Origin of the sequence: Pseudomonas sediminis, assembly GCF_039555755.1 — a bacterium.
Lineage (GTDB): Bacteria > Pseudomonadota > Gammaproteobacteria > Pseudomonadales > Pseudomonadaceae > Aquipseudomonas > Aquipseudomonas mendocina_D.
Genome location: NZ_CP154631.1, coordinates 337063 through 361884 on the forward strand (window position 1 = coordinate 337063; position 24822 = coordinate 361884).

27 protein-coding genes and 1 tRNA gene are annotated in these 24822 nt (G+C 61.3%); 7 read left to right on the forward strand and 21 right to left on the reverse strand.

Translation table 11 applies throughout. The annotated features are described in order from the left end of the window. Positions 1–156: 156 nt before the first annotated feature. The gene (locus AAEQ75_RS01710; protein WP_343350709.1) at positions 157–1083 is read left to right on the forward strand and encodes a DMT family transporter; all 927 of its coding nucleotides are present in this window, start codon (positions 157–159) and stop codon (positions 1081–1083) included. Here AAEQ75_RS01710 and AAEQ75_RS01715 read toward each other — a convergent pair. Further along, positions 1043–1765: a tRNA-uridine aminocarboxypropyltransferase gene (locus AAEQ75_RS01715; protein WP_343350710.1), complete on the reverse strand. Its 723-nt coding sequence runs from the start codon at positions 1763–1765 to the stop codon at positions 1043–1045. The genes AAEQ75_RS01710 and AAEQ75_RS01715 overlap by 41 nt on opposite strands. Positions 1766–1928: 163 nt before the next feature. On the opposite strand from AAEQ75_RS01715, the gene AAEQ75_RS01720 reads away from it, so the two are divergent. After that, positions 1929–2330 carry a quorum-sensing-regulated virulence factor family protein gene (locus AAEQ75_RS01720; protein ID WP_343350711.1) on the forward strand — a complete coding sequence of 134 codons (402 nt, stop codon included), beginning with the start codon at positions 1929–1931 and terminating at the stop codon, positions 2328–2330. A 22-nt stretch (positions 2331–2352) separates the two neighbouring features. On the opposite strand, the gene AAEQ75_RS01725 is transcribed toward AAEQ75_RS01720, so the two are convergent. Then, positions 2353–2538, reverse strand: a complete 186-nt coding sequence (locus tag AAEQ75_RS01725) for a hypothetical protein (protein ID WP_343350712.1) — start codon at positions 2536–2538, stop codon at positions 2353–2355. Positions 2539–2575: 37 nt separating this feature from the next. Continuing rightward, complete coding sequence (locus tag AAEQ75_RS01730) at positions 2576–4978, reverse strand: xylulose 5-phosphate 3-epimerase (RefSeq protein WP_343350713.1); 2403 nt, start codon at positions 4976–4978, stop codon at positions 2576–2578. A gap of 125 nt (positions 4979–5103) precedes the next feature. Here AAEQ75_RS01730 and AAEQ75_RS01735 point away from each other — a divergent pair, with 125 nt between their 5' ends. Both AAEQ75_RS01735 and AAEQ75_RS01740 read left to right on the forward strand, forming a co-directional pair. After that, on the forward strand, positions 5104–6507 hold the full coding sequence (locus AAEQ75_RS01735; protein ID WP_179575817.1) for an MBL fold metallo-hydrolase RNA specificity domain-containing protein: 1404 nt from the start codon (positions 5104–5106) through the stop codon (positions 6505–6507). 133 nt (positions 6508–6640) lie between these two features. Further along, positions 6641–7714: an LOG family protein gene (locus AAEQ75_RS01740; protein WP_343350714.1), complete on the forward strand. Its 1074-nt coding sequence runs from the start codon at positions 6641–6643 to the stop codon at positions 7712–7714. A gap of 143 nt (positions 7715–7857) precedes the next feature. On the opposite strand, the gene nadA is transcribed toward AAEQ75_RS01740, so the two are convergent. From nadA to aspS, 16 genes are all read right to left on the reverse strand, one after another. Continuing rightward, a complete protein-coding gene (gene nadA, locus AAEQ75_RS01745; protein ID WP_343350715.1) occupies positions 7858–8916 on the reverse strand; it encodes a quinolinate synthase NadA in 1059 nt (352 codons plus the stop codon). A gap of 137 nt (positions 8917–9053) precedes the next feature. Further along, positions 9054–9129, reverse strand: a tRNA-Lys gene (locus AAEQ75_RS01750). A gap of 58 nt (positions 9130–9187) precedes the next feature. Beyond that, a complete protein-coding gene (queC, locus tag AAEQ75_RS01755) occupies positions 9188–9862 on the reverse strand; it encodes a 7-cyano-7-deazaguanine synthase QueC (RefSeq protein ID WP_343350716.1) in 675 nt (224 codons plus the stop codon). 2 nt (positions 9863–9864) lie between these two features. Then, a complete protein-coding gene (gene queE, locus AAEQ75_RS01760) occupies positions 9865–10512 on the reverse strand; it encodes a 7-carboxy-7-deazaguanine synthase QueE (RefSeq protein WP_343350717.1) in 648 nt (215 codons plus the stop codon). Between the two features lie 214 nt (positions 10513–10726). Beyond that, the gene (gene ybgF / locus AAEQ75_RS01765; protein WP_343350718.1) at positions 10727–11536 is read right to left on the reverse strand and encodes a tol-pal system protein YbgF; all 810 of its coding nucleotides are present in this window, start codon (positions 11534–11536) and stop codon (positions 10727–10729) included. Positions 11537–11542: 6 nt separating this feature from the next. Further along, a complete protein-coding gene (gene pal, locus AAEQ75_RS01770) occupies positions 11543–12040 on the reverse strand; it encodes a peptidoglycan-associated lipoprotein Pal (RefSeq protein ID WP_003241687.1) in 498 nt (165 codons plus the stop codon). A 54-nt stretch (positions 12041–12094) separates the two neighbouring features. Next, on the reverse strand, positions 12095–13369 hold the full coding sequence (gene tolB, locus AAEQ75_RS01775; protein ID WP_430523438.1) for a Tol-Pal system beta propeller repeat protein TolB: 1275 nt from the start codon (positions 13367–13369) through the stop codon (positions 12095–12097). A gap of 23 nt (positions 13370–13392) precedes the next feature. Beyond that, positions 13393–14382 (reverse strand): cell envelope integrity protein TolA, encoded by a 990-nt coding sequence (gene tolA / locus AAEQ75_RS01780; RefSeq protein ID WP_343350720.1) that lies wholly within the window; start codon positions 14380–14382, stop codon positions 13393–13395. Continuing rightward, entirely contained in the window at positions 14382–14834 is a 453-nt protein-coding gene (tolR, locus tag AAEQ75_RS01785; protein ID WP_021488348.1) for a protein TolR, read from the reverse strand. Before tolR ends, tolA begins: the two co-directional genes overlap by 1 nt. 27 nt (positions 14835–14861) lie before the next feature. Beyond that, entirely contained in the window at positions 14862–15557 is a 696-nt protein-coding gene (tolQ, locus tag AAEQ75_RS01790) for a protein TolQ (RefSeq protein WP_099522201.1), read from the reverse strand. Positions 15558–15559: 2 nt separating this feature from the next. After that, on the reverse strand, positions 15560–16012 hold the full coding sequence (gene ybgC / locus AAEQ75_RS01795) for a tol-pal system-associated acyl-CoA thioesterase (RefSeq protein WP_055983695.1): 453 nt from the start codon (positions 16010–16012) through the stop codon (positions 15560–15562). 53 nt (positions 16013–16065) lie between these two features. Next, positions 16066–17118 (reverse strand): Holliday junction branch migration DNA helicase RuvB, encoded by a 1053-nt coding sequence (gene ruvB / locus AAEQ75_RS01800; RefSeq protein WP_125833971.1) that lies wholly within the window; start codon positions 17116–17118, stop codon positions 16066–16068. 13 nt (positions 17119–17131) lie between these two features. After that, positions 17132–17737: a Holliday junction branch migration protein RuvA gene (gene ruvA, locus AAEQ75_RS01805; protein WP_017677959.1), complete on the reverse strand. Its 606-nt coding sequence runs from the start codon at positions 17735–17737 to the stop codon at positions 17132–17134. Between the two features lie 20 nt (positions 17738–17757). Beyond that, the gene (ruvC, locus tag AAEQ75_RS01810) at positions 17758–18282 is read right to left on the reverse strand and encodes a crossover junction endodeoxyribonuclease RuvC (RefSeq protein WP_017361755.1); all 525 of its coding nucleotides are present in this window, start codon (positions 18280–18282) and stop codon (positions 17758–17760) included. Positions 18283–18469: 187 nt separating this feature from the next. Then, a complete protein-coding gene (locus tag AAEQ75_RS01815; RefSeq protein ID WP_106733084.1) occupies positions 18470–19219 on the reverse strand; it encodes a YebC/PmpR family DNA-binding transcriptional regulator in 750 nt (249 codons plus the stop codon). Between the two features lie 105 nt (positions 19220–19324). Then, complete coding sequence (gene aspS / locus AAEQ75_RS01820; protein ID WP_143506073.1) at positions 19325–21100, reverse strand: aspartate--tRNA ligase; 1776 nt, start codon at positions 21098–21100, stop codon at positions 19325–19327. 481 nt (positions 21101–21581) lie between these two features. Between aspS and AAEQ75_RS01825 the strand changes: the two genes are divergently transcribed. The 3 genes from AAEQ75_RS01825 (at position 21582) to AAEQ75_RS21865 (ending at position 24009) form a co-directional block, all read left to right on the forward strand. Continuing rightward, positions 21582–22052 (forward strand): Dps family protein, encoded by a 471-nt coding sequence (locus tag AAEQ75_RS01825; RefSeq protein ID WP_013714439.1) that lies wholly within the window; start codon positions 21582–21584, stop codon positions 22050–22052. Positions 22053–22147: 95 nt separating this feature from the next. Then, the gene (locus tag AAEQ75_RS01830) at positions 22148–23215 is read left to right on the forward strand and encodes a GGDEF domain-containing protein (protein ID WP_343350721.1); all 1068 of its coding nucleotides are present in this window, start codon (positions 22148–22150) and stop codon (positions 23213–23215) included. Between the two features lie 170 nt (positions 23216–23385). Then, positions 23386–24009: a cold shock domain-containing protein membrane protein gene (locus tag AAEQ75_RS21865; RefSeq protein WP_430523439.1), complete on the forward strand. Its 624-nt coding sequence runs from the start codon at positions 23386–23388 to the stop codon at positions 24007–24009. Positions 24010–24051: 42 nt separating this feature from the next. Here the strand turns inward: AAEQ75_RS21865 and AAEQ75_RS01845 are convergent, their stop codons facing one another. After that, a complete protein-coding gene (locus tag AAEQ75_RS01845) occupies positions 24052–24258 on the reverse strand; it encodes a SlyX family protein (RefSeq protein WP_343350722.1) in 207 nt (68 codons plus the stop codon). After that, positions 24255–24686 (reverse strand): HIT family protein, encoded by a 432-nt coding sequence (locus tag AAEQ75_RS01850; RefSeq protein ID WP_343350723.1) that lies wholly within the window; start codon positions 24684–24686, stop codon positions 24255–24257. Before AAEQ75_RS01850 ends, AAEQ75_RS01845 begins: the two co-directional genes overlap by 4 nt. Between the last annotated feature and the right edge of the window lie 136 nt (positions 24687–24822).

The following is a 24822-nucleotide window of genomic DNA, read 5'->3' on the forward strand; positions in this document are numbered from 1 at the left end:
GTGCTCTTCGCCTGACGACCCGCTCAAGCCTGCTCAATGAGCATCACAGACTCCCCGCTCGGACCGACGACGGCGCTCAGCATGCCGAGCTGTGACGGGGTGGTCAAGCTCAATGCTTTGCGGCAGGATGCGCAACTTTCCCGCCGAGACGCCCCAATGCGAAGCCAAGCCCTGCGCGCCGACCTGTTAATGCTGATTACCGCGATGATTTGGGGCAGCGCCTTCGTCGCCCAACGTCTGGGCATGGATAACATCGGCCCCTTCCTTTATACCGGCCTGCGCTTCACCCTCGCCTGCCTGGTTCTGTTGCCGGTGCTGGCGTTGCTGCAGCGTCGCCAACAGCGGCCTGCTGCACCACTGAATCGCAACCTGCTGGTGGGTGGTGTGATCATGGGGCTGGCGCTGTCGCTGGGGATCAACCTGCAGCAGGTCGGCCTGCTGTTCACTACGGTGACCAACTCCGGCTTCATCACCGGGTTGTACGTGATCGTGGTACCGATTCTCGGCTTGCTGATCGGCCAGCGCAGCAGCGCCGGCATCTGGTTGGGCGCCAGCCTGGCAGTGGTCGGCATGTTCCTGCTCAGCGTCGGCGAAGGCTTTACCGTGGCCTCCGGCGACTGGCTGCAACTGGCCGGTGCCTTCGTCTGGGGCGTGCATGTGTTGCTGGTAGGATTCTTCGCCAGCCGTCACGACCCGCTGCGCCTGGCCTTCATCCAGTTCGCCACCTGCGCGGTGATCAGTCTGGCCCTAGCCCTGGTGTTCGAGACCGCGACGCTGGACGGCATTGTCAAAGCTGCCCCGGCCATTCTCTATGGCGGCGTATTCGGCGTGGCGATCGGTTTCACCCTGCAGGTGGTGGCGCAGCAACATGCCATCGCCTCGCATGCAGCGATCATTCTCTCGCTGGAGGCGGTGTTCGCTGCCATCGCCGGCGCCCTGTTGCTCGGCGAAGTGCTAGCGCTGCGTGGCTACCTGGGTTGCGCGCTGATGTTTGGCGGGATGTTGCTGGCTCAGCTGTGGCCCAAGCCACTGCAAAGTGAACTCAGCGGTACGTCTGCAAACGCTGGTGCAGAGCGTCGTTGAGATCCAGCGGCAAACGCCGTTTGGCGGCCAGATAATGTTGGCTGAACACATCGAGATAATCGTCCAGCGCCTCGCCGGCACGCAGGTCGCCAGCCAACTCCAGGCACATGGCGGCCACCTCGGCAGTGCACAGGTGCTCGCCACGGGTAGAACGACGCAGGCGATAACGCGATAGCTGCGCTGGCGTCAGGCTCAGCACCGGCAGCGCGTCCAGATACGGGCTCTTGCGAAACATCTTGCGCGCCTCGGTCCAGGTCGCGTCGAGTAACACGAACAGCGGACGCTTGCCGGGCGCCAGAGTCACCTCCTCCACCACGCGCTGCGGCGCCACGTACTCGCCGGGAAAAACCAGATACGGCTGCCACTGCGGATCAGCCAAAAGCTCCAGCAGCGCCGGATCGACGGCCGTGCGCGTCCAACCAAAGGCGTGGGTTTCAGGCACCACGTCGGCAATCAGCCATCCGGTATTGCTCGGTTTCAGCGCCTCGATGTCATGCATCACCAGGCACATGGCGGCATTGGCCTCGACCTGCGGGCGCCAGGCACACAGGCAATGGGTCGGCTGCACCCGACAGTGCAGGCAACGCTCGGCACGCGAGCCACGGGCAACGAAGGGTTTGAGGCTGCGCGCCAGGCGCTCTGTGCGCAGGCGGGCGACGGCATGTGGGGCTGGATGAGTCATGGAAGGCGCAACGGCGATTGGGCGCGCGATTCTAACACCTCACCCGCACCGCTGGCGGGCCAGAACCAGTAGACTGCAACCGTCACAGATCAATGGCCACTGCCGCGAACATTCACGACCGTGGCCTGTCCAAGGCTGTCCACGCCTTCAGGAGTTACATCACATGCTGCGTTACATCCTTCCTGCCCTCGCACTCAGCCTGATGCTTGCCACCGCCCAGGCCGCCTCTCTGAAGGAAATGGAGCTGACTCGTACCCTGGAGCAGGTCGCCCGACAGAGCAGTGAGGGCACGCCACGGGCGATCAACGAGGACATTCTCGATCAGGGCTATACCGTGGAAGGTCACACGCTGATCAACCACCTCAGCGTGCGCCCGGCGCATGCGGCAAACATGCGCGGCAACCCGGACATCGTGCGCAGCCAACTGGCGGCCAGCGTCTGCCGCAATCAGGGCTATCGCAGCCTGCTGGCCCAAGGCGCGCAGCTGCGTTATCAGTTCAGCGAGTACCGCAGCAACCTTCCGGTTACCGTCGAAACCTTCGACAAGGGTGACTGCGGCCTGTAAGTGCTGGCCAGGTTCAGCCTCGCTACGCCCGGCGCTGGGCGTCATCGGCGCGCAACTCGGCGAGCAGGGCCTCCATGTAGCGTGAGCGTCGCCTACCCCCTTTGAGGCGACGCACGCACTCCACCTGCAGACTCAACTGGTTGATTCGTGCCGCCTCCTGCAGCATGCGATAGAGGTCGGTGTCGAGCTCCACAATCAGCCTGGGCATACCTGCCCCTCCCTTGCAATTGCCCCAACCCGATCATTCAGCGCAGGATATTAGGATCTCCCGTGCCGGCCAGCGCGGCCCGTTCCTCGGTAGTCAGCCAGGCATCGACCGCTGTGCCCAGCACTTCGGCGACACTCTGCAACACATGCGCCCAGGTACAGCCGTTGGCGAACAGCATGCCGGCTTCGTCGAAGGTGCCGCCACGGTTGCGATAACCCAGTGCCCGACAGAACGTGCCCTCGCCCAACACCGTGGACAAATGGCCCCGAGCCACCTCCGGGCGCATATGGCTGAGCAATACGCGCCGCCGGTACGCAGCGGGGAACAACGCTTCATGCTCTGCAGGCGTAGCCAGCGCCGGTACTTCCCAGGCATCACGCGGCGCCCGAAAACGTCCTGGCTCCTGCAAGTAAATCAGACGCCAGGCCACCGCATGCTGACTCAGACGAACGGCAGCACGGCGCATCGCGTGCAACTGGTAACTGCCGCTGGCGATCAGCAGCACCGGCTCGCCCTCGCCCTCGGCAGCCACCAGCAAGGCACCATCACGGGCCAGCTGTTGCGCCTGCGCCGCCGTGAAGCTGCAGGGCTGCTCGCGCTTGGCCACCACCAGGCAAGCCAACCTGCCGCGCTCCTGATAGATGCCTGGCAGCAGCGCCAGCAGCGAATTGTGGTCGGCCGGCAGCAGCACGCGCATGACATCGTGCATCTCGCCCAGCAGCGCCTCACAGAAGGTGGTGTCCTGGTGCGATTGCTGGTTCTTGCCGTTCTCCCAGGTGTGCGAAGTCGCCACCAGCGGCCAACCCAGCCAGCCAGCCGAGCGCCCGGCCTCTTTCTGCTGGCGGGCGAAGATCAGGCTCTGACGCACCGCGCCGAGCATCTTCACGCAGAACGCCTCGTAACTGGCCACCAGGTTCAGACCGCCCTGGTTGGCCAGACAGGCGGAAACCACGGCCTCCTCGTTGAGCGCCGTGATCACCGCGCCATGCACTGATTCCAGCTCGCTTTCCGGCTGGCTGACACGGTGCTTGAGCGCCTTCAGCACGCCACCCAGGCGGTTGCTGGCCAGTTCGTCCGGGTTGCCAACACGGGCGCGTAACTGCGGATTGGCCCGTACCAGATCGACAAAGTAGCGATCCAGCGCACTCATGGGCGAACAGGCCTTGTCGTGAAAATGCAGCGCTGGCTGTACCGGCTGCGCGGGTTGACGACGGGCCAGTGGATTGTCTCGTTCAGGCTCACGCCCCTTGCCGGCAGCGAACAGGCTGCAGGCCTCAGCCAATGCCTGCGGCTGCACCCACAACGCCGCCGCATGCTGGTTGAACAGTTCGCGTGCGTGCGCATCGAGCGCCGGGCTTGCCGGTAGCGGCAGGTTGTGCGCGGCATTGCTGCCAGCTCCATAGAAGCCATAGCCCTTGGTGGTTTCAGCAATGCCGTAGGGCATAGGCAGGGGATAGTCGATCAGTTCGCGATTGCGCTCATCGACCCGATGCGCCAGGCGCTGCTCCATTTCCCACAGCGCACAGACGAAAGCTGCCGGGTCACGTCCATCGAAGCTCAGCGGATCGAAACCACAGCCGCGCAGGTGCCGGCGAAAGCCCTCCAGCCCCTCCAGCGTGCCGAGTTCGGTACGCTGCTCGATACGCCGACCGTTGGCGATCATCAGCGGCAGCGCCACACCACAATCCTCGGCACGCCACCAGCGCGGCATCCAGTCGCTGCCGCGCTGCTCCTCGGCGGCGCCATCGGAGAGGAACGCCACCAGTTTTTCGCCCGGCAATGGCAGATGCGCGTACTGCAACTCGGCAAAGCCCAGGTAGCCGCCTTCGGCGATACCACCAGCGGTGTGCGGATTGACATGGCTGCCCAGCGGCACGCCAGGGCGGCCGTCCGCCGCCTGCGCATAGCTGTAGAAATCTGCCACCAGGCGGCTCATGCCCGTTTCATCACAGGCATAGCGCTCAGCCTGCTCGGGATGCTGGTTGCCGGTCAGCAGGTTCAGCGCCTCGATTGCCGCCACGCAATGGCCCTGCCCCATCAACCAGCCACGTGTCTCGGCGGTCAGGGCATTGAGTGCCAGGTAACCGGCGTAGGCAGGCACCATGTTCAGCGCGCCACCGGTATGACCTTCCGGCACCGGTTTGAAGTCCTCGGCCTGCAGCGGCTGACCATCGAGCCGAACGCGCTGGGCATAGGTCATGTGCACCACCAGCCAGAGGCCGGCTGCGGTCAGCGAATCCAGGGCGCGAAACAGGCGGTAGACGCTCGGCAAGTCGGGCTGCAAGCCGCTCTGCACCAGCTGATGGGCCAGACGAAAGACCGCAGCGCTGGTCTGCGGGCTATGCTGAACAGGTCCGTGGCCCGCCTGCCAGTGGGCGAAGTCGGGGTATTGCTGGGCGTGTTGAGCCAGAGTCGCGGCATCGGGCAATAGCTGAGGCATGGGTCATCTCCTGAAAATTCGCTTGCAGTTTAGGCACCCGGAGCCCTACATCGAGTGACCTGCATCAAACCACGCGGCGCTTCAAACCAGCAGACTCGCCACATCATCACAACAAGGATAGAACCATGGCCCTGCTCACTTTTCTCGGTGCAATCCAACAAGTTACCGGCTCCTGCTACCTGGTGGAGAGTCGCGACGGGGCCAAGGTCCTGCTCGAATGCGGCATGCACCAGGGGCGCCGCCAGGAAGAGGACCAGAACCGCAGCGCCTTCCCCTTCGACCCGCGGGAGCTGGATGCGGTGGTGATCTCCCATGCCCACCTCGATCACAGCGGGCTGCTGCCACGCCTGGTCGCCGAGGGTTATCGCGGCCCGATCCACGCCACTGAGGCCAGCAGCGAACTGCTCGAACTGATGCTGCTGGATTCGGCCTTCCTCCAGGAGAAGGACGCCGAGTGGGAGAACCGCTGGCGTGCCCGCCAGGGCAAGCCGGCGATCACGCCGCTCTACACCATCGCCCATGCCGAGCAGGCGCTCAGCCAGCGCCGCGCGCATGCCTACGGCACAACGATCGAGGTGGCCAAGGGCGTGCAGGTCACCTTCCACAATGCCGGCCACATTCTCGGCTCGGCCATCGTCGAAATGCAGGTGCAGGATCACCACCTGCAGCGTCATCTGGTGTTCTCCGGCGACCTGGGCAATACCTGCTCGCCACTGATGCAGGCGCCGACCCAACTGAACAAGGCCGACGTACTGCTGATGGAGTCGACCTACGGCGACCGTGATCATCGCCCCAGTGACGAAACCCTGGAGGAGCTGGCCGAGATTCTGCAGCAGGCGCACAAGGAAGGTGGCAACGTGCTGATCCCCTCCTTCGCCGTCGGCCGCACCCAGGATCTGATCTACTACCTCGGCCGCTTCTATCAGGAAGGCCGCCTGCCGCAGCAGGCGGTATTCCTCGACAGCCCCATGGCCATACGCGCCAATGCCATCTACAGCCGCTTCCATGATCAGTTCGCCGCCGAAGACCGCGCTGCACTGGCTGCCAAGGGTGTCACCCGGGTAGAGGACTGGCTACCGATCCTGCGCTGCACGCCAACGGCGGAAGAGTCCATGGCGATCAACCGGATCAAGAGCGGCGCGATCATCATTGCCGGCGCCGGCATGTGCAACGGCGGGCGTATCGTCCACCACTTCAAGCACAATCTGTGGCGCGAGAACTGCCATCTGGTCTTCCCCGGTTTCCAGGCCAAGGGCACGCTCGGCCGCCTGATCGTCGACGGCGCAGAAACGGTCAAAGTGCTGCACCAGCGCATTGCGGTGAAAGCCAGGGTGCACACGCTGGGCGGTTTTTCTGCGCACGCCGGTCAGTCGCAGCTGCTCGACTGGGCGAGCCAGTTCGAGCACCACCCCGAGCTGTACCTGGTGCACGGCGAGCTGGATAAGATGCAGGCCCTGCAAGCCGCCCTGCGCGAACGCCTGAACTGGATCGCCAACATTCCCGAACCCGGTGAGCAGATCGCCCTGTAACCGGCGCTTACGAAAAGCAGGCAGCGAAACGGCAACCTGGCTGTGGCAAGTGTCATGAAACGCCATAATCACGGAACCGGTACGGGCGCGAGCCGCATCAGCCTCTCGCCCGTCTCAGAACAGGAGAGCCTTCATGCCTTACGAAGCGGACGACTATCTGTCGCGCCACGTGCAAACCAGCGAAGTCGACCTGACCCGCAAGGTCGACGAACTGGTGGCACTGGCAGCCCCCGGCAACAGCCCGAACCTGCAGCTGTACCGGGAAATGCTCAGTACCGTGATCCATATGGCCCAGGCGGACCGCAACCGCTGGGACGCCAAGATCATGCTGCAGACCCTGCGCGAGATGGAAAATGCCTTCGGTGTACTGGAACAGCTCAAGCGTCGGCGCAAGGTCACCGTCTTCGGCTCGGCCCGCACGCCAGCCGATCATCCGCTGTACCTGCAGGCTCGTGAACTGGGCGCACGGTTGGCGCAGCGTGACCTGATGGTGATCACCGGCGCAGGCGGCGGCATCATGGCCGCCGCCCATGAAGGCGCCGGCGTGGACAACAGCCTGGGGTTCAACATCACCCTGCCCTTCGAACAAACGGCCAACTCGACGATGCGCGGCAGCAACCACCTGCTGTCATTCCATTTCTTCTTCCTGCGCAAGCTGTTCTTCGTCAAGGAGGCCGACGGTCTGGTGCTTTGCCCCGGCGGTTTCGGCACGCTCGACGAGGCGCTGGAAGTGCTGACCCTGATCCAGACAGGCAAAAGCCCGCTGGTACCGGTGGTATTGCTCGATCAGCCGGGTGGCAGCTACTGGAAGGACGCCCTGGGCTTCATGCGCCGCCAGCTTGAAGACAATGGCTACATCCTGCCCAGCGATCTGAACCTGATGCACCTGGTGTACAGCGCCGAAGAAGCGGTAGATGAAATCGTCCACTTCTATCGCAACTTCCACTCCAGCCGCTGGCTCAAGGATAGCTTCGTGATTCGTCTCAACCACCCGCTCAACGAGCAGACACTCGCGCGACTCGACGAGGAATTCAGCGGACTGTGCAAGAGCGGTGGTTTCACTCAGCAGCCCCATTGCGAGCTGGAAAACGACGAGCCCGAGCTGTGCCACCTAACGCGCCTGGCCTTTGCCTTCAACGGTCGTGACTATGGCCGCCTGCGTGCGCTGCTAGACGTGGTCAACGAGCCGGAGAACTGGGCAAGCTGAAGTAGCCCGGATGCAATCCGGGCTACGTGTTTGCCTCCCCCTCTCCCACTTGCAGGAGAGGGAGCAGACCGTGCAAGGACAAGGCAAGTCGCTTGCCTAAGCAGGCGCTACAGCGTGTGAGTTGAAGCTGGTCGCTGCTCCTCTCAGGCGTTACCCGCGACCTTCATTCGCGCAGCCTGGGTGAAATCCAGCATACGCTTGAGCGGTTTGATCGCCTTGGGGATCAGTGCCGGATCAACATGAATCTCGCCAGACCCCTGACGCAAGCCGGTCAGCACGCGCTCCAGCGTATTCATCGCCATCCACGGGCAGTGCGCGCAGCTGCGGCAGGCGGCACCATTACCGGCAGTGGGCGCCTCGATAAAGGTCTTGTCCGGGCACAGCTGCTGCATCTTGTAGAAGATGCCGCGGTCGGTGGCGACGATGAAGGTCGAGTTGGGCAGGGTCTGCGCCGCCTTGATCAACTGGCTGGTGGAACCCACGGCATCGGCCAGCTCCACCACGTTCTGCGGCGACTCCGGGTGCACCAGAATGGCGGCGTCCGGGTACAGGGCTTTCATGTCCAACAGCTGCTTGGACTTGAACTCCTCGTGCACGATGCAGGCGCCGTCCCACAGCAGCATGTCGGCGCCGGTCTCGCGCTGGATGTAGTTGCCCAGATGCTTGTCTGGCGCCCAGATGATGGTCTCACCGTTGTCCATCAGACTCTCGACGATCTCCAACGCGCAGCTGGAGGTCACCACCCAGTCGGCGCGCGCCTTCACGGCGGCCGAGGTGTTGGCGTAAACCACCACGGTGCGCTCCGGGTGCTGGTCGCAGAAGGCCGAGAACTCATCCACCGGGCAGCCCAGGTCGAGCGAACAGGTCGCCTCCAGGGTCGGCATCAGCACGCGCTTTTCCGGGTTGAGGATCTTCGCCGTCTCACCCATGAACTTGACCCCGGCTACCACCACAGTCTGTGCCGGATGCTGATTGCCGAAGCGAGCCATTTCCAGGGAGTCGGAAACGCAGCCACCGATTTCCTCAGCCAGCGCCTGGATGACCGGATCGCAGTAATAGTGCGCTACCAGCACCGCATTCTGCTTCTTCAGCTCGGCGGCGATTTCACGGCGATAGAAAGCTTCCTCCTCGACAGTCAGCGGTTTGGGCTGCTTTGCATCGAGGTGGGCCTGGACCAGAAGGCGTTCGGAAATTTGCGTCATATCATCGAACCTGCGGCGCTCTTGAGCGAGCTGCGAGTATACCCCCTGGCTGCCCATCGCCACAGGCAGGGCAACATCGGCAAGAGGGCTTTTCCGAGAGCAAAAAAAAGCCAGTCTTGCGACTGGCTTTTGCGATCTGGTGGGTCGTGTAGGATTCGAACCTACGACCAATTGGTTAAAAGCCAACTGCTCTACCAACTGAGCTAACGACCCAACGCGAGGCGCATGATACTGATTTGGTTCAGGAAATCAACACTTCGCGAAAACTTTTTCACACATAGCGCGTAGCGTCAGGCACCCCGGCTGCGGTGAAACCGGCTGCACGCAGGCGACAGCTGTCGCACTTGCCACAGGCGCGGCCGTCATCATCGGCCTGGTAGCAAGATACCGTGAGTGCGTAATCCACGCCCAGGCGCATACCGGCCTGGATGATCTCGCCCTTGCTCATCTGCTGCAGCGGTGCGCGAATGACAAAGCCCTGCCCCTCCACACCCGCCTTGGTTGCCAGGTTGGCCATACGCTCGAAGGCGTCGACGAACTCGGAGCGGCAATCCGGGTAGCCCGAGTAATCCACCGCGTTGACGCCAATGAAGATATCGCGCGCCTCGAGCACCTCGGCCCAGCCCAACGCCAGCGCCAGGAACACCGTATTGCGTGCCGGCACGTAGGTGGCGGGAATACCTTCAGAGGGCGATTCGGGCACGGCAATGCTGCTATCGGTCAATGCCGAACCGCCGATGCCGTTGAGGTTCAGGCCGATCACCTTGTGCTCGACCACTCCCAGCTGCCGCGCCACACGCTCGGCTGCCTGCAACTCGGCTCGATGGCGCTGCCCGTAATCGAAACTCATGCTGTAGCAGCTGTAGCCTTCGGCCTTGGCCATGGCGACCACGGTGGCCGAGTCCAGGCCACCGGAAAGGAGGATGACCGCTTTCTTCTCGTTCATATTCAGTGTCCCGGCTCGTCGTTCCAGAGAATCTTGTGCAGTTGCAGTTGCAGGCGTACTGGCAGGTTATCGGTCACGATCCAGTCGGCTAGCGCACGTGCATCGACCTGTTTGTGACTGGGCGAGAGCAGCACCTCGCCGGCACGCGCGGCCAGGTCATACTCGATCAGTTTGGATGCTGCCCAGTCGTAGTCTTCACGCGAGCAGATGACGAACTTGACCTGGTCATTACGAGTCAGCCACTGGACATTCTCGTAGCGATTGCGCTGCACTTCGGCAGAGCCCGGGGTCTTCAGGTCGAGCACCTTGCTGACGCGCGGATCGACTGCCGATACATCGAGCGCGCCACTGGTTTCCAGTGATACCTCGTAACCGGCATTGCACAGATGCGTGAGCAAGGGGATGCAGTTCGGCTGGGCCAGCGGCTCGCCGCCGGTTACGCACACGTAGCGCGGCCGATAGGCAGCCACTTGGTCGAGGATACTGTCCAGGGTGACGACCTCGCCGCCACTGAAGGCGTAGGCGGTATCACAGTACTGACAGCGCAGGGGACAGCCGGTCAGGCGCACGAATACCGTCGGCAAGCCGGCGGTACGCGTTTCCCCCTGCAACGAGTAGAAAATCTCGGTGATGCGCAGGGTTTCTTGCATGGTAGCCACGGGCGTGATGACGAAACAGGCCATCCGCCTCCGTTGCGTGAAAGACAGGAACGCCGGCGTCGGCCGACATTCGACAAGGCATGGCGACAAGGACATCAGCCGAGCTGAAACCCCGCCTCGCATGCGAGCGCGCATTCTAATGGATCACGCGAAGCCAGATAAGAAAAACCCGCGACGGGCGCGGGTTTATTCATCGAGTGTCGATCTACAGCCGTTGCAGGTCGCGCTGAGCCAGCTGGGCGGCCGAGCTACCCGGGTACTGCGCGATGACTTGCTGAAGAATGCCACGAGCCTTGTCGTTGTGACCCAGGCGACGTTCGACATCGGCCAGCTTGAACAGTGAATCTGGCACCTTGGCGTGACTCGGATAAGCCTGGCTGACCTTGGCAAAGGCTTGACCGGCTGCCTGCAAGTCACCCTTGGCCAGATTCACCTCACCCAACCAATACTGGGCGTTACCCGCATATTGGCTGCTGGGATAACGGTTGAGAAAGGCGGTGAACGCCTGCGACGCCTTGTCGAAATCCTTGGCCTTGATCAGGTCGAAGGCGGCGTCGTAATAGAGTTTTTCCTTGGCCGGATCACCCGGCTCGGCGCCGGCCTGCTGCTGTGCGGCAGGTGGCGTCGGGGTGCCATTGGCGTTTACCGCGCCATCGGCTGAATTCTGTGCGGGAGCTCCACCGGCAGCACCGGAAGAAATGCGTTGATCCAGATCCTGGTAACGCTCCAGGCCTTCCTGCTTGAGGCGCTGGATTTCATTCTGCTGCTCTTCGACCATGCCCCGCAGTTGAGCAATTTCCTGCTGCATCTGCTCGAGTTGGTTGAACAGCATACCCTGCGCAGAAGCGGGTGCTTGCGCACCCGCTCCGGCAGAGGAGCCGGCCGTACCATAACCCGCCGGTGGATAGCTGCTGCCCTGTTGCATGGAGCTGCTTTCCAGTACGGGAACCTCCGCCATCGCCGCGAGCGGCAAGGCGAGTGTCAGAAGGGTCAGGATACGGCGGCAATCTCGCATGGCAGCTTACTTACGCAGCTCTACGCGACGGTTCTGAGCCCAGGACTGCTCGTCGTTGCCAGTGGCAACCGGACGCTCTTCGCCGTAGGAAACCAGTTCCAGCTGAGCCGGGGAAACGCCCTGCAGAACCAGGTAGCGTTGAACGGCCTTGGCACGACGCTCGCCCAGAGCCATGTTGTACTCACGGGTACCGCGCTCGTCAGCGTGGCCTTCCAGAACGACGCGAGCGCCGTTGCCTTTCAGGTCCTTGGCGTGTACGTCCAGAGCGCGCATGGCTTCGGCTTTCAGGTCGGAGCTGTCGTACTCGAAGTAGAAGGTGGTGATAGCGCGCAGAGCAGCTTCTTCGCTCAGGCTGCCATCAACAGCGCCAGTGTTGGCACCGTAGCCAGCGTTCGGGTCAACAGCACCTTCGCCAGCAGCGTCGCCGCCTTTGGAGGAGCAACCTACAGCAACGGCGAGAGCCAGGGACAGTGCAGCGAACTTACCGAATTTCAGCATTTCCATCATATAACTCCTAATGAACCCCAGTTGTGTTAAGCAAAAAGGTGTAGCGCCGCATCAGTTCAGGTAAGGGGACCAAGAAGGCTCTCGAACTTCGCCTTGAGCGGTAGGAAGAGGGAGCCTCACGCGTCCATTGGTGGACGCCAACATCAAGACTCCCCGGCCCTGCTGGCGGGTGGCGTAGATTAGCATGGTGCCATTGGGCGCAACAGTGGGCGACTCATCCAAACTTGTGTCTGAAAGTATGCGCAAACGGTTGGTTTCCAGGTCCTGTGCAGCCACTTTGAACACGGTGAAGCCGTCCTGACGATGAATCATCACCAGGGTCTTCTCATCAGCCGACAATTTCGGGTTGGCGTTGTAGTTACCGACGAAGGTCACACGCTCCACTGCCCCGCTATTGATATTGGTCTTGTAGATCTGCGGACGACCCGCACGATCCGAAGTGAAGTACAGCGTCTGACCGTCCTTGCCCCAGAAGGGTTCGGTATCAATGGCGTAATGGTTGGTAATGCGGCGCATCTGCCGGCTGCCCATGTCCATCACATAGATTTCCGGGTTGCCATCGCGAGACAGCACGAAGGCTAGGCGGTTGCCGTCTGGCGACCAGGCCGGTGCACCGTTGAGGCCTTCGAAGTTGGTGATCTGCTCACGACGACCGGTGTCGATGTGCTGCACGAAGATGCGCGGGCGACGCTGCTCGAACGAGACGTAAGCGATACGGCGGCCATCCGGTGCGAACGACGGCGACAGGATCGGCTCACGCGATTGCAGCAGGGTTACCGCACGGGCACCGTCGTAGTCGGAACGCTGCAGGGTGTAACGGGTGTTGTTGGTGCCCATGCGCTCGGCAGTGACGTACAGCAGGCGCGTGGAAAACGCCCCCTTGACGCCGGTGAGCTTCTCGAACGACTGGTCGGCGATATGGTGAGCCATGTCGCGCATCTGATCGGTACCACCACCGACATTTCCGGTCATGATCTGCTGCTCGGTGTTGACGTTGAACAGCGCGTACTGCACCTGCAGCCGACCACCATTGGGCACGATGTTGCCGACCAGCACGTACTGGGCGCCCAGTGCCTTCCAGTCGCGGTACATGACCTCGCTGGCCTGGGCTGGCAGGCTGATCATGTTCTGCCGAGGGATCGGCTCGAAATAGCCGGAGTTGCGCAGGTCGTTACCGATGATCTGCGACATGTCTTCAGGCAGTACCGAACCACCTTGCCAGCCGAACGGCACCACGGCGATGGGGATCGCACGATCAGCCCCACTCGTCACCAAAATATTTTTTTCTTCTGCCCATGCACTTAATGAAATGCAAGTGATCAGCAAGAAAAGTATTTGCGAGAGCTTTTTCACAGCGACAGATCCTCGGGTGTGAACGTCATTTTGAATGAGCGATAAGGCGCAAAGTCAGCAGCCGGAATTCCCCTCATCTCAGGAATACGGCCCACGGCACGCACCGCTGAGATAGCTGAACTATCAAATGCGCTGTCTCCACTGGATCGAGACACGGATGCATTAGTGATAGTCCCATCCGGTAGCATATTTATCTGGACAACGACACTCATGCCATTACGCGCCGAAGGCGGACGACTCCAGCTTTCAGAAACCAAACGCCGAATCAAATCGTCATAGCTACCGGCGACTTGATCACCATGCGTATCGGCAATTGTTTGCTGCCTCTCTACGTTGTCCGACAGCAAATCGGCCAGCGCCGCAGCCTTCTGATCCTCGGCCGCCTTGCGCCGGGCCTCTTCGGCCTTGCGCTTGGCATCCTCGGCAGCCTTCTTCTTAGCAGCTTCGGCAGCAGCCTTTTTCTTCGCCTCTTCCGCCGCTTTCTTTTTCGCGTCCTCGGCAGCCTTCTTCTTGGCGTCCTCTGCGGCTTTCTTCTTCGCCTCTTCCTCGGCGCGCTTCTTGGCGATATCGGCCTGGCGTTTCTGCTCGGCGGCCTTATCGGCCTCGGCTTTCTTCGCCGCCTCGGCCTTTCGAGCTTCTTCGGCCTGCTTTTGTTCCTCGGCTTTCTTGGCTGCGGCTACCTTCTGCGCTTCGGCCTGGGCCTGCTTCTGCTCTTCGGCTTTCTTCTGTTCCAGCCTTTCGGTCTCGAACTGCGGCGCCGAGGTCTTCTGCGCTTCGCCTGCAACCTTCTGCGTGGTCTGCGTGGTGGCCTGGCTCTGCGACTGCAACTGATACAGCGTAGCCTGCACCACTGGGCGCGCCGGTGGCAGCTCCGGGGTGAAGGCGAAGCTGACGAACAGCATGGCGAACATCAGGACATGCAGACCCACCGCCCAAACCACGGGCCAGAAGTAGCTTTCCGATTGCGAACGCTCGGTTTGCTGCATCAGGGAGCCTCGGTAATCAGTCCGACGTTGCCCACGTCGGCCTGCTGCAGACCGCCCATGGCCGACATCACGGTGCCGTAATCGACCGTGCGATCACCACGCACGAATACCTGCACCTGCTTACCCTGACGACGGTTCTCGGCAATGATCGCCGACACAGCCTGAGTCATCTGCTCGAGGGTCGAGGCACGCTCCTGCTCGGTATCGACGTCGACCTCGCTACCCATGTTCCAGTAGTAGGTCTTGTCAGCCTTGATGGAAATGGTCAGCACCTGGGCGTCGTTGTCCTGCGGCAGCGCTTCACTGCTGACCTTGGGCAGATCGACCTTGACGCCCTGATTGAGCATCGGCGCGGTGACCATGAAGATGACCAGCAGTACCAACATCACGTCGATGTAGGGCACCACGTTCATCTCGGCGACCGGTTTGCGTCTGTTGCGAATTCTCGCCATGGTTAAAACCTGTCCTCTTCGCTCGCCTTAGTCTTCCGAGGTGTGCACTTTACGGTGCAGGATGGCCTGGAACTCGTCGGCGAAGGTGTAGTAACGGCCGATCAGCATTTCGCTGCGGGCAGAGAAGCGGTTGTAGGCGATGACCGCCGGGATTGCTGCGAACAGGCCGATGGCGGTAGCGATCAGCGCTTCTGCAATGCCCGGCGCCACGGTAGCCAGAGTGGCTTGCTGCACCTGAGCCAGACCGCGGAAGGAGTTCATGATGCCCCATACGGTGCCGAACAGGCCGATATAAGGGCTGGTGGAACCGACGGTTGCCAGGAACGGCAGAGCGGTCTCCAATTTTTCCTCTTCACGGGAGATGGCCACACGCATGGCGCGCGCCACACCGTCCATCACCGCATCCGGGTCGACGCCCTGCTGCTGACGCAGACGGGAGAACTCCTTGAAGCCGGCACGGAAGATCTGCTCCAGACCGGAATCCGGGTCCGGGTTGCTGCCCGCCTGGCGGTACAGTTTGGACAGGTCGATGCCGGACCAGAAGCGGTCCTCGAAATTGTCCAGCGCACGCTTGGCGGCGCGGATGGCATTACTGCGCTGGAAGATCATCACCCAGGAAATGACCGAGGCGGCCACCAGAGTCAGCATGACCAGCTGAACCACAAAGCTGGCGTTACTGATCAGACTCCACATCGACATATGGTCAACGGCGTTAGCTTCCACGCTTACTCTCCTGCTGCAATTAAACCCGGCGCCTGCGTCCCGGCGAACGCGTGTCGCAGGGTTTCGGGGATAGCCCGGGGTTTCAAGTTGTCGGCGCGCACACAGGCCACCAGAAACTGCCCTTCACAGAGCAGCACATCATCCGTAGCCCGCCTGACCTGTTGACGAAAGCGCAGGCTGGCACGGTTCAATTCGATCACATCGGCGCTGATCACCAGCTCGTCATCCAGTCGCGCCGGCGCGTGATAGCGCGCCTCGGCCGAATGCACGACGAACAACAGGCCCTCACCGGCAAGCGTCGACTGGGCATAACCCAGCTCACGCAGGCGCTCGGTGCGAGCCCGCTCCATGAATTTGAGATAGTTGACGTAGTAGACGATGCCGCCTGCATCGGTGTCTTCGTAATAGACCCGGCAATGGTGGCTGAACGGCTGGACTCCGTTTTGCGCGCGCATACTCTAGTCCCCGGCCTGCTGCTTGCCAATCCGGGCTGGTAACAATTTTTTCGTCATTCGTCACCTGCCGCGAAAAGATCGCCAGCGACCTGCTCGCCAGCGCGCTTGGGGATGTTCAGCCCGAAGTGCAGATAGGCATGACGAGTGACCACGCGCCCGCGCGGCGTGCGCATCATGTAACCCTGTTGAATCAGATACGGTTCGAGCACGTCCTCGATGGTATGGCGCTCTTCACCTATCGCTGCCGCCAGGCTATCGAGCCCCACCGGACCGCCGTCGAATTTCTCGATCATGGCCAGCAGCAGGCGACGGTCGGAATGATCGAAACCGCGTTCGTCTACATCCAGCAGATTCAGCGCCTGATCGGCGATCAACTGTGTGATATGGCCGTTACCGCGCACTTCCGCGAAGTCGCGCACACGGCGCAACAGACGGTTGGCGATACGCGGGGTGCCACGCGCGCGACGGGCGATCTCATAGGCGCCCTTGGCTTCGATGGGCAGGCCGAGAATCCCAGCGGAGCGCGAGACGATGGTGGCCAGATCGTCGATGCCGTAGAACTCCAGGCGCTGGACGATACCGAAGCGGTCACGTAGCGGATTGGTCAGCATGCCGGCACGAGTGGTGGCGCCAACCAGGGTGAAGGGCGGCAGATCCAGCTTGATCGAGCGGGCCGCTGGGCCTTCGCCAATCATGATGTCGAGCTGGAAATCCTCCATCGCCGGATACAGCACTTCCTCGACCACCGGCGACAGGCGGTGAATCTCGTCGATGAACAGTACATCGCCGCTTTCCAGGTTGGTCAGCAGCGCAGCCAGATCGCCCGGGCGTTCTAGCACCGGGCCAGAGGTGCTTTTGATCGAGCTGCCCATTTCTTCAGCGATGATATTGGCCAGGGTGGTCTTGCCCAGCCCTGGCGGGCCAAAGATCAGCGTGTGGTCGAGCGCTTCGGCCCTACCCCGCGCAGCCTGAATGAACAGCGCCATCTGTTCACGCACGACGGGCTGACCGATGTAATCGGCCAGGCGCAGCGGGCGAATGGCCCGGTCCTGCTGCTCTTCGCGCTCACGTGGACTGGCGGTAATCAGGCGATCGGCTTCGATCATCAATAGGGTTCCACTAAACCATGCCGCGCAGGGCGCGTCGGATCAAATCTTCACTGCTCATGCCATCTTCCTTGACGGCAGCAACGGCTCGACTGGCTTCCTGCGGTTTGTAACCGAGGGAGATCAGGGCGCTGACGGCGTCATTCTCCGCGCTTGAGACTGCCTGAGCCAGTTGAGGTTCAACCACCAAGGGCGCAATGGACGGGATCGACTCCCAGGCCTTGAAGCGATCCTTGAGCTCGACCAGCAGACGCTCTGCAGTTTTCTTGCCGACTCCAGGTACCTTGACCAGCGCTGCGGTGTCCTGAGCCTGCACACAACGCACCAACTCATCGACCTCCAGCCCCGACATCAATGCAAGCGCCAGCTTGGGGCCGACACCATTGAGACGAATCAGCTCGCGAAACAGCTCACGCTCGCGCTTTTCGAAGAAGCCATACAACAAGTGCGCATCTTCACGCACCACAAGGTGAGCATGCAGGGTTACCGGCTCGCCCACCGCAGGCAGACGATAAAGGGTCGTCATCGGTACTTCCAGCTCATAACCGACGCCATTCACATCCAGAAGCAAATGCGGCGGCTGCTTCTCCGCCAGGGTGCCGCGCAAACGTCCGATCACCGCTGTTTCCTTTGATTCGATTACAAACGAAGGCGACCACCGCGCCGCTTGGCGCCGGCCAGCCCATGAGGAATGAGACTCTGTCGATGGTGCGCATGGCACAAGGCGATACCCAGGGCATCGGAAGCGTCGATCTGCGGCTTCTGCACCAGTTTGAGCAGGTGCATGACCATCATCTGTACCTGCTGCTTGTCCGCTGCCCCAGTACCGACCACGGCCTGCTTGACCTGAGTGGCCGTGTACTCGCTGACTTCCAACCCGGCTTCCACTGCGGCGACGATGGCGGCGCCTCGCGCCTGCCCGAGCTTGAGCGCCGAGTCGGCATTGCGCGCCATGAATACCTGCTCGATGCCCATGGTCACCGGGCCATGGGTGCGAATTACCTCGCTGACGCCGCGAAAGACGATCTGCAGGCGCTCAGCCAGCGGCCCGTTGCCGGTACGAATGCAGCCCGACGCCACGTACTCGCAACCGCGCCCGGTATCGCGCACCACGCCATAGCCGGTAATACGCGAACCCGGGTCGATGCCTAGAATCAGGGTCATATCAGCAACTGTCTATTTATCCAGTTGGCGAGTATACGGGGCTGCCAATGCGCCGTCACTCGTGACGCACCGGTGAAACCAGAGAAAACTGCAGGGTGGGCCGGGCAGCAATCCGCTTCAGCCCATCAAGGTCGCGCTGCATGGCGGGCTTGCCCGGCCCACCCTGAGCATCCGGGCGATAAGCTGCTTAGCTCAGCTGCTCCATGATCTCGTCGGCCACTTCGGCGTTGTGGTAGACGTTCTGCACATCGTCCAGATCTTCGAGCATGTCGATCAGCTTGAATACCTTCTGCGCGGTTTCCAGATCGGCGATCGGCGCACTGATCGAAGGGATCATGGCGATTTCCGCTTCCTCGGCCTTGAAACCAGCTGCGCTCAGCGCTTCGTTGACGGCATGAAACTCGGTGAAGCTGGTCGACACCAAGCCTGAACCGTCTTCGCCCATTTCCACGTCGTCAGCACCAGCCTCCAACGCAGCTTCCATCAGGGCATCCTCATCGACGCCCGGCGCGAAGCTGATCTGACCCTTGCGGTCGAACATGTAGGCGACCGAACCATCAGTGCCCAGGTTGCCACCGCACTTGGTAAAGGCATGGCGCACTTCGGCGGCAGTACGATTGCGGTTATCGGTCATCACCTCGACGATGATCGCCACGCCGCTTGGCGCGTAACCTTCATAGCTGAACTCGACGACGTTGTCGGCTTCATTGTTGCCGGCACCGCGAGCGATGGCGCGGTCGATCACGTCACGCGACATGTTATTGGTCAGCGCCTTGTCCACGGCCAGACGCAGACGCGGGTTGTCCGCAGGAATCGGGCCACCGTGCTTGGCGGCGACCGTCAGCTCACGAATCAGTTTGGTGAAAATCTTGCCGCGCTTGGCGTCTTGACGCCCTTTGCGATGCTTGATGTTGGCCCACTTGGAATGACCGGCCATAACTCACTCCATCTATACGGTTTTCACTATTCCCGGGGCGAGAGCGCTAGAGTCTCCACACCCCATAACGAAGAAGCCTGGGATCTCCAGGCTTCTTTTGCAGGCTTATTCGGCCTTGGGTTGCTCGCGCAGGCGGATATGCAGCTCGCGCAAAGACTTGTTGTCGACGATGCCCGGAGCCTGAGTCATGACGCAGGCCGCGCTCTGGGTTTTCGGGAAGGCGATCACTTCTCGGATCGACGAAGCACCGGTCATCAGCATCACCAGACGATCGAGGCCGAAGGCCAGGCCACCATGGGGCGGCGCGCCGTATTTCAGCGCATCGAGCAGGAAGCCGAACTTCTCCTGCTGCTCTTCTTCGCTGATGCCGAGCACACGGAAAACGGTCTGCTGCATGGCCTTGTCGTGAATACGGATCGAACCGCCACCCAGTTCGGTGCCGTTGAGCACCATGTCATAGGCGCGCGACAGCGCGGCAGCCGGGTTGGCCTCCAGCTCTTCGGGGCTGCAGCTCGGCGAAGTGAACGGGTGGTGCATGGCGGTCAGGCTGCCGTCATCGTTCTCCTCGAACATCGGGAAGTCGACGACCCACAGCGGCGCCCACTCGCAAGTCAGCAGGTTGAGGTCATGACCCAGCTTGATACGCAGCGCGCCCAGGGCCTCGCTGACGATCTTGGCCTTGTCGGCGCCGAAGAACACGATATCGCCATCGACAGCGCCAACGCGATCGAGGATGACATTGATGTTGTCCAGCGGGATGTTCTTGACGATCGGCGACTGCAAACCGTCAACGCCAGCAGCACGCTCGTTGACCTTGATGTAGGCCAGGCCTTTGGCACCGTAGATGCCGACGAATTTGGTGTAGTCGTCGATCTGCTTGCGCGGCATGCTCGCCCCGCCCGGAACGCGCAGCGCGGTGACGCGGCATTTCGGGTCGTTGGCCGGGCCGGCGAAGACCTTGAATTCGACGTCCTTGAGCTGATCTTCCACATCCACCAGTTCCAGCGGAATGCGCAGGTCCGGTTTGTCCGAACCAAAGCGGCGCATGGCTTCGGCCAGGGTCATATGTGGCAGTTCGCCGAATTCGACGTCCAGCACTTCCTTGAACAGGTTGCGCACCATAGTCTCGGTGATGTCCATGATGTCTTTTTCATCGAGGAAGCTGGTCTCGATGTCGATCTGGGTGAATTCCGGCTGGCGGTCGGCACGCAGGTCTTCGTCGCGGAAGCACTTGGCGATCTGGTAATAGCGATCGAAGCCCGCGACCATCAACAACTGCTTGAACAGCTGCGGCGACTGCGGCAGGGCGAAGAAACTGCCGGCGTGGGTGCGGCTCGGTACCAGATAGTCGCGCGCACCTTCAGGAGTAGCGCGGGTCAGGATCGGCGTTTCGACGTCAAGGAAGCCGTTGTCGTCGAGGTAGCGACGGATGCTCGAAGTGATGCGCGAGCGCAGCTTGAGCTTCTCGGCCATTTCCGGACGACGCAGATCGATGAAGCGATAGCGCAGGCGGGTTTCTTCACCGACGTCGGTGTATTCGTTGAGCGGGAACGGCGGGGTTTCCGCCTCATTGAGCACTTCCAGCTCGTAGCCCAGCACTTCGATGGCACCGCTGGCCATGTTGGCGTTGCGCGCGCCTTCCGGACGCAGGCGCACCTTGCCGGTGATCTTGACTACATATTCGCTACGTACACGGTCGGCCTTGGCGAAGGTCTCGGCACGATCAGGATCGAATACCACCTGAGCCAGGCCTTCACGATCACGGATATCGAGGAAAATCACCCCGCCATGGTCACGGCGACGGTGTACCCAGCCGCAAAGGGTGATTTCCTGGCCATCCAGGCTCTCGTTCAACTGGCCGCAATAGTGGCTGCGCATCATGATCGTGTTTCGCTTCTCTGAGGTCTTGGATAGGTCAGGCAGCCCCCAACGCCCTAGGCAGGAGCTACACCGCAGCGAACGTCCAACCGCACGCCGCGCTTCGATAAAGAGCGGGATTATATAGCGTAAATCGTCATGACGCAGCCGCCCGGCAGACACCTTCCATAAATGAACAGCGCCGCCTACCCAGACACCGACCATGGACCAAGGCCCTCGCAACGAGCAGCCCCAGCGCTCTGCAGGAGGATTTCCGCCCTGCCCCAGCCAAGCAGCTTCAGCGCAGCAAGCATTTTGCCGCATACAAGATTGACGCCCAGCCAGGGGGCAAGCTTTATTGGCCCCAGCTGAACCGTCCGCTATCAATAGCCTCTAATCATCGCTTTCATTGATATAAGCCAAGATCACCCCGACGCCCTACGTGTTAAGCTCTCACCAACACTGCGGGATAGACACCCTGGGCTCACCTGAAAGGAGAAAAGCCATGGAAATCAATATCGGAATCGCCGAACAGGATCGCGCCGCCATCGCCGAAGGCCTCTCGCGCCTGCTGGCTGACACCTACACCCTGTATCTGAAGACCCATAACTTCCACTGGAACGTCACCGGTCCGATGTTCAACACCCTGCACCTGATGTTCGAAGGTCAGTACACCGAGCTGGCGCTCGCGGTTGACGCTATCGCCGAACGGATCCGGGCACTGGGCTTCCCGGCGCCGGGCACCTACGCCGCCTACGCCCGCCTGTCCTCGATCAAGGAAGAGGAAGGCGTACCCAGCGCCGACGATATGATCAAGCAGTTGGTACAAGGCCAAGAGGCTGTCGTACGCACTGCGCGCGGCATTTTCCCGCTACTGGACAAGGTCAGCGACGAGCCGACTGCCGACCTGCTGACCCAACGCATGCAGGTGCACGAGAAAACCGCGTGGATGCTGCGCAGCCTGCTCGCTGCTTGAGATGCTCAGAGGCCCGGTAATCCGGGCCTTTTCTTAGGCATGCAGCCCTGCCCTGATCTATGCTCTGGCCAATCGTCATTGAGTTTCCGACATTCATGAGCCAGCCAGCCAAACCGCCCAGCATCATCGACTTGTACCCGGAGGAAACCCGCGAAGCGGCGGAACTCCTGAAGCAAGCCGTGCCATTGATGATGCGTCACGACATCCCACCAAACCCGGTGCACTATGCGCTGTGGTACACCTACAGCAGAGGCAGTGAACCCGAGCTCAACCGCCGCCTGGACAAGGTGGTCGAAGACTTCGACGTGTTCCCGCCGGAAACCGCCAGCCGGCTGTTCCGCGACTACATTATCCGCGGCGAGCTGGAAGAAGCTCGCGCAGGCCAGCAGCAGGTAATCGAACTGGTCGATGACATCGAAGGCGACGTCTCACGCAGCGTGATCGGTGGCCAGCATTACCAGCAAAGCCTGAGCCATGGCCTGAGCGCACTGCAGGAGCCCATCATCGATGACCTACCCAGCGTGCTCAGCGAACTGCAGGAAAGCACCCAGCTGATGCAGGACCAGCAGGAAAAATTCCTCTATCGCCTGCGCGCCGCACAGCAAGAAATCACTCACCTGCGCAGCCAGTTGGAGCGCGCCCATCTTGCGGCAACGCTCGACAGCCTGACCCGCGTATTCAACCGCCATGCCTTTACCCGCTTACTGGAACGCGCACTGGACGAATCACAACAGGGCCTGGCCCTGGTGATTCTGGATATCGACCACTTCAAACAGTTCAACGACCAGTACGGCCACCCACTGGGTGATCGCGTACTACAACACGTCGGACAATTATTGCGCGACCTTCTGCCACCACAGGCCTTTGCCGCACGCTACGGTGGCGAAGAGTTCTGCGTGGTGCTGCGCAACTGCGCTAACCTCAACGAAGTTCTCGATTTCGCTGAGCAACTGCGCCACAAGATTCAGTCGCTGAGAATCAAGGTCAGGCGCACAGACCAGGTTCTGGACAGCATCACTGCCTCCTTCGGCTGCGCCATGGCCGCCGAAGGCGACACATTCGAATCGCTGCTCACGCGCGCCGATGACGCCCTTTATCAGGCCAAACGCGCCGGGCGCAATCAGGTTCACCCGATTACCAGCGAAACGATGCTAAGCGCTTGATTTGAGAAGCCCTCGGCTTTGCTGTTAAATAGCCTCGCGCGCCGCGTTACCATCCTGCGGCGCCACCAACCTTGTTTACAGGCGCGCCACGGCCGTTCAGCTGGCCGTTAGCAACGTGCGCTCTCTCCGTAGCACCGTGAGTCATCATTCGATCAGTGAGTTCATCAAAGATGTTGAAGATTGCCCATCTCGTGACAGGGTTCGCCGCCCTACTGCTGTCTGCCGTACCCGGTTTGTCCACTTCCTTTCTTACCACGCCGGATGCCATCTATCTGGCCCTGACCGGCTTGCTCAACCTGCTTGCCGCATCGCAGCAACAGACTCTCCCCGCCGCGCGCCAACAACTACTGGGGCTGTCCTCGGCTCTATTGATATTGGCTGCCGTGGTACAGAGCTTGATCCTGCTTGCCCCGCTGCCCAGCATCGGCAGCCAGCCCGCCATCTGGCTGCCGCTGCTGACCCTGGTTATCGCCGTGGCGCTGAGCCTCGCAGCACAACTGAGCAGGCAGCCGCGTAGCGCAGAGCAACGCCCGTCCGCACCACAAGCTAGCGCCAGCACCAGCGCGCCCCAGGATGATCGCGAGACCGGCACGGTCAAGTGGTTCAATACCTCCAAGGGCTTCGGCTTCATTTCCCGCGACTCGGGTGACGATATCTTCGTTCACTTTCGCGCCATTCGTGGCGAGGGCCACCGCGTCCTGGTCGAAGGCCAACGCGTGGAGTTCTCGGTCATGCAACGTGACAAAGGTCTGCAGGCGGAAGACGTGATCGCAGCAGCTCCCTCGCGGCGCTGAACAGCGAGCAAAGAAAAGCCCGGGAAACCGGGCTTTTTCATATCAGTAGTGCGGCGGCGGCGCTTCGTCTTCGGCAATACCCGCCTGACCATTCAACTCCTCCTGGCGTCGCGCCAGAACCGTCAACTGCAACTGCATCCGCTCGATGCGCTTGCTCTGCTCGACCAGCTCATCGTTCAGCGCCTGAATGGTGTCATCCTGAAAAGCCAGACGGCTCTCCAGCTCCATGATTCGCGATTCGAGGCTCATGCAAAGGCTCCGGCGAAGTGAAAGCCATCAGCCAACACCGAACGCAGTTTATCGACGACCTGACCCGCCTGCTGCTCATTATAAGGCTGCGCCGGATGCCGCCCCCATACCGGAGCAGGCCAAGAAACATCCTCCCGCCGACGCACGATCACATGCATATGCAACTGGCTGACGACATTACCGAGCGTGGCGACGTTCATCTTGTCGGCCGCGAAGATGTCCTTCAGCGTTTCGGCCAGAAGCGTGGTTTCCTGCCACAGTTGTCGCTGATCATCAGCGTCTAGCTGAAACAACTCACTGACCTCCTCACGCCGAGGAACAAGGATGAACCAAGGGTAATTGGAGTCATTCATCAGCAGCAAACGACACAGGGGAAAGTCCCCGATCACCAGACAATCCTGCTGAAGGCGTGAATCCAGAGCGAACATGATGAGCCTCCTTCATTAATAAAGCGTAACCCCAGCGAGAGGGGAGCAATGGCGCGCAGCATACGCTGGCTCAGCCGAGAGTTCACCCGACGACTACGCACCAACCCAAGGCAGCTTGAACACATACGCACCGCAG

Coding starts and splice junctions, on each gene's coding strand:
- AAEQ75_RS01710 (WP_343350709.1), top strand. CDS start 157: ATGCGAAGCCAAGCCCTGCGCGCCGACCTGTTAATGCTGATTACCGCG.
- AAEQ75_RS01715 (WP_343350710.1), bottom strand. CDS start 1,765: ATGACTCATCCAGCCCCACATGCCGTCGCCCGCCTGCGCACAGAGCGC.
- AAEQ75_RS01720 (WP_343350711.1), top strand. CDS start 1,929: ATGCTGCGTTACATCCTTCCTGCCCTCGCACTCAGCCTGATGCTTGCC.
- AAEQ75_RS01725 (WP_343350712.1), bottom strand. CDS start 2,538: ATGCCCAGGCTGATTGTGGAGCTCGACACCGACCTCTATCGCATGCTG.
- AAEQ75_RS01730 (WP_343350713.1), bottom strand. CDS start 4,978: ATGCCTCAGCTATTGCCCGATGCCGCGACTCTGGCTCAACACGCCCAG.
- AAEQ75_RS01735 (WP_179575817.1), top strand. CDS start 5,104: ATGGCCCTGCTCACTTTTCTCGGTGCAATCCAACAAGTTACCGGCTCC.
- AAEQ75_RS01740 (WP_343350714.1), top strand. CDS start 6,641: ATGCCTTACGAAGCGGACGACTATCTGTCGCGCCACGTGCAAACCAGC.
- nadA (WP_343350715.1), bottom strand. CDS start 8,916: ATGACGCAAATTTCCGAACGCCTTCTGGTCCAGGCCCACCTCGATGCA.
- queC (WP_343350716.1), bottom strand. CDS start 9,862: ATGAACGAGAAGAAAGCGGTCATCCTCCTTTCCGGTGGCCTGGACTCG.
- queE (WP_343350717.1), bottom strand. CDS start 10,512: ATGCAAGAAACCCTGCGCATCACCGAGATTTTCTACTCGTTGCAGGGG.
- ybgF (WP_343350718.1), bottom strand. CDS start 11,536: ATGCGAGATTGCCGCCGTATCCTGACCCTTCTGACACTCGCCTTGCCG.
- pal (WP_003241687.1), bottom strand. CDS start 12,040: ATGGAAATGCTGAAATTCGGTAAGTTCGCTGCACTGTCCCTGGCTCTC.
- tolA (WP_343350720.1), bottom strand. CDS start 14,382: ATGCAGCAAACCGAGCGTTCGCAATCGGAAAGCTACTTCTGGCCCGTG.
- tolR (WP_021488348.1), bottom strand. CDS start 14,834: ATGGCGAGAATTCGCAACAGACGCAAACCGGTCGCCGAGATGAACGTG.
- ybgC (WP_055983695.1), bottom strand. CDS start 16,012: ATGCGCGCGCAAAACGGAGTCCAGCCGTTCAGCCACCATTGCCGGGTC.
- ruvB (WP_125833971.1), bottom strand. CDS start 17,118: ATGATCGAAGCCGATCGCCTGATTACCGCCAGTCCACGTGAGCGCGAA.
- ruvC (WP_017361755.1), bottom strand. CDS start 18,282: ATGACCCTGATTCTAGGCATCGACCCGGGTTCGCGTATTACCGGCTAT.
- AAEQ75_RS01815 (WP_106733084.1), bottom strand. CDS start 19,219: ATGGCCGGTCATTCCAAGTGGGCCAACATCAAGCATCGCAAAGGGCGT.
- aspS (WP_143506073.1), bottom strand. CDS start 21,100: ATGATGCGCAGCCACTATTGCGGCCAGTTGAACGAGAGCCTGGATGGC.
- AAEQ75_RS01825 (WP_013714439.1), top strand. CDS start 21,582: ATGGAAATCAATATCGGAATCGCCGAACAGGATCGCGCCGCCATCGCC.
- AAEQ75_RS01830 (WP_343350721.1), top strand. CDS start 22,148: ATGAGCCAGCCAGCCAAACCGCCCAGCATCATCGACTTGTACCCGGAG.
- AAEQ75_RS21865 (WP_430523439.1), top strand. CDS start 23,386: ATGTTGAAGATTGCCCATCTCGTGACAGGGTTCGCCGCCCTACTGCTG.
- AAEQ75_RS01845 (WP_343350722.1), bottom strand. CDS start 24,258: ATGAGCCTCGAATCGCGAATCATGGAGCTGGAGAGCCGTCTGGCTTTT.
- AAEQ75_RS01850 (WP_343350723.1), bottom strand. CDS start 24,686: ATGTTCGCTCTGGATTCACGCCTTCAGCAGGATTGTCTGGTGATCGGG.